3 protein-coding genes are annotated in these 3,415 nt (G+C 34.0%); all 3 read left to right on the forward strand.

Annotation, left to right across the window (positions count from 1 at the left end; all coding sequences use genetic code 11):
* The coding region (locus ACRCJ0_RS10875; RefSeq protein WP_431390449.1) for a hypothetical protein at positions 1-229 on the forward strand (229 nt) is incomplete at its 5' end.
* A gap of 36 nt (positions 230-265) precedes the next feature.
* A complete protein-coding gene (locus ACRCJ0_RS10880; protein WP_431390450.1) occupies positions 266-1,636 on the forward strand; it encodes a Sau3AI family type II restriction endonuclease in 1,371 nt (456 codons plus the stop codon).
* A 78-nt stretch (positions 1,637-1,714) separates the two neighbouring features.
* Entirely contained in the window at positions 1,715-3,007 is a 1,293-nt protein-coding gene (gene dcm, locus ACRCJ0_RS10885) for a DNA (cytosine-5-)-methyltransferase (RefSeq protein ID WP_431390451.1), read from the forward strand.
* The last annotated feature ends 408 nt before the right edge of the window (positions 3,008-3,415 follow it).

Genomic DNA, 3,415 nt, shown 5'->3' on the forward strand with positions numbered 1-3,415 from the left:
TTCGAGTATAGGTATTACTAAAGATAATTTTGAAAAAAAAGCAACTGATTTGATAAGTACTTTCCATGAGAATAATATAGATAGATTAAATTTAGAAAAAAGTGATGGTAAGGCATGGCTGAAATATACGAACCGACTTCATGAAGAACCTGTTAATTTAGTTATTAGAAAAACTAAGCTCAAAGAATTAGCTATTAAACATAAAATTATAAAGAGGAAAAAATTTTAATAAGTAATTCACATAATATAAGAAGGTTGAGTTAATATGAAAATTGAAACCGTTGATGAATTAATCGCAATTGCTAAAAGTGCTGAGGGTAAGACAGTTAAAGAATATGATATTAATGAACGCTTAGCTTCAAAAGGCAATAAAGGCGGTATCGGTCAAATATTAGAAGAAGGCTTATTTGGCTATGCCATTAATTCTACAAGCGAAGCTGATTTTGGCGAACTAGGTGTAGAGTTGAAAGCAACACCTGTGAAACAAAATAAAAATAAGGCACTTGCGGCTAAGGAACGATTGGTGCTGAACATTATTAATTATATGAGGGAAGTAGAGTATTCTTTTGAAACGTCTTCCTTCTGGCGTAAGAACGAAACGATATTAATGATGTTTTATTTTTGGGATAATGAATCAGATCGTGGTGATTATCATATAATAAAATCCGTCTTATATACTTATCCTGAAGACGACCTAGAGATTATCAAAAATGACTGGGAAATCATTGTAGGAAAAATCCGTGCAGGGAAAGCTGAAGAATTATCCGAAGGCGATACCATGTATCTAGGTGCATGTACGAAGGGGGCTAACAAAAATTCATTAAGACAACAGCCGTTTTCTGATGTCCCCGCGATGCAGCGTGCATTTTCTTTAAAAGCTTCGTATATGACGACTTTAGTTAGAAAATATATAAAGCAAGACAATATTGTCTCGTTTGCTAGTAAAGAGGAATTAGCTAAAAAATCCTTGGAGACTATTCTACAAGAGCGATTCGCACCTTACGTAGGATTGGATATGCGAGAAATCAGTCAAAAGATTAATTATGAAATCAATCCTAAAAATAAGTCTACCATCGCAAATATGATTAGTAGAATTCTTGGGATTACAGGTACTAAGTTAGATAATATAGAAGAATTTTCAAAAGCAAATATTCAATTTAAAACAATTAGGCTGGAACCGAATAATATGCCTAAAGAGCATATGTCTTTTGAAAACGTCGATTTTGATGCATGGTTGAATGATTCATTTGAGGAATCTCAATTCTATCAAAAATTTGAAGAAACTAAATTTCTATTCGTTGTATTTCAATATCGTGAAGCGCTTAAGGAAAATCCCGATAGAATCCCTTATTTTAAAAAGATAGTATTATGGAACATGCCTGAACAGACGATTCGTAATGAAGTTGGATTAATGTGGCGTCGGGGTAGAAAGGTATTGAAAGATGGGGTAGAATTAACCGTCGGACCTAGAGGTATATCTAATAATTTACCGAGTGCCAAACAAAACCATGTAACACATATTCGTCCAAAAGCCAAGGATGGTAAAGACAAAGTTCAGTTACCAGATGGTCAAGAAATTACTAAGCAGGCTTTCTGGCTCAACAAAGAGTATATTGCTGAAATCGTAAAAGATTAGATCAAGCTTTAGGCTTGATCTTTTTCTTGGAGTATATTATAATATACGAAAGTATGTTCGTATAGAGAGGGAGATTTAATGAAAATTTTTTCAATGTTTGATGGTGTAGGAGGTTTCACCATTGGATTCAATAATGCTGATAGTGAACTATTCCAAACTACCTATTCAAACCAATATGAACCCTCAAAGAAATCACAAGACGCCTATGAAGTTGGTGTTTATCGTTTCCCAGAAATTGAACATATCCCAACAGATGTTGCTTTGATTCCAGACGAAAAGTTTGAAGAAATGAAGCAAAATGGGGTCAATATGATTGTTGGTGGCTTCCCCTGCCAAGATTATTCTGTAGCTCGTTCAAGAAAAAATGAATTGGGTATTGAAGGAAAGAAAGGTGTTCTGTTCTGGGAAATCATTAGAGCAACAGAAATTATTCAACCTGAATACTTAGTGTTAGAGAATGTTGATAGACTACTAAAAGCACCCACAAGTCAACGTGGTCGAGACTTTGCCGTTATGTTAGCTTCATTTAATGAACTGGGTTACTCAGTAGAGTGGCGTGTAATCAATGCAGCTGAATATGGACGCGCACAGCGTAGACGTCGTGTATTTTTCTTCGTATATCGAAATGATACTGCCTTTGCTAAGAAAATGGATGCAAAATATGAGCAATCATCAGAAATAAATCTAATTGATGAAAAAGACTTTGATACCTATGCAGAGTATATTTTCAATGATGGTTTATTCGCTAGACAATTTCCTATCAAGCAAGAGCCGATTAAGAATCGAACCATCTCTAACCATCTAGCGAGTGATATTAAGGAAGTTTCTGATAATTATGCGGATGGTAAGTTCTGGAATACAGGAATCATGCGTCATGGTGTTTATTATTCCGCCGATACAGAACCACTTGGTGACGAAAACCCAATTCCATTCAAAGATATTATTGTCCCAGAGAACACAGTCCCAGAGAAGTATTATATTGAAGGTGAAAAGTTAGAAAAATTCAAGTACCTAAGAGGGCCTAAACGATTAGAGAGAACCTCTGCAGAAGGACATAAGTATGTTTATTCTGAAGGTGGTATGAGTGAAACTGATAGCCTAGAGTTACCTGGTAGAACAATGTTAACTTCTGAAGGAACAGTTAATCGTTCGACTCACCTACTAAAAATCAATAACCGTTATCGACTAATCACGCCGATTGAAGCGGAAAGATTACAAGATTTCCCAGATGATTGGACGAAGTTTAAACAACTAGACAATGGGGAAGTAGTTGAAGTCTCTGATCGCATGAGAATGTTCTTTATGGGTAATGCCTTAGTAACTGGCATAGTAAAACGAATTGGTGATGAATTAAAAAAAATCATAGACTAGCATATATATAATAATTAAGTAAAAATATACCTTAAGCAGATATGGTAGCAAATAAGGCTAGTACTATCTGCTTTTCTTTTGGTTATATACTTCAAATTATAATAATCAAATAGATATAACTATAGTACTGATATTCTTAGATAAAATTAGGTTTGAGTGTTCAGTTATTATTAATAAGGTAGTAACTGTGTTAAAATCAGTAGTAAATAAAAAGGTAACGTTAAAAGCTACCATCTTTATAGTTTCATATGATATTCATAGATATTGTACTAAGTGTATAAGAGGAAGGGCAAATTTATGTTAAAAATTTATAATACATTAACCAATCAGAAAGAAGAGTTTAAACCATTAGTGCCAGGAAGTATTTCAATGTATGTATGTGGTCCTACTGTTTATAACTACATTCAC

Source organism: Aerococcus sp. L_32, from assembly GCF_050689315.1.

Bases quoted from the DNA above. Each gene is read 5' to 3' on its own strand.
- ACRCJ0_RS10880 (WP_431390450.1), top strand. From the start codon at position 266: ATGAAAATTGAAACCGTTGATGAATTAATCGCAATTGCTAAAAGTGCT.
- dcm (WP_431390451.1), top strand. From the start codon at position 1,715: ATGAAAATTTTTTCAATGTTTGATGGTGTAGGAGGTTTCACCATTGGA.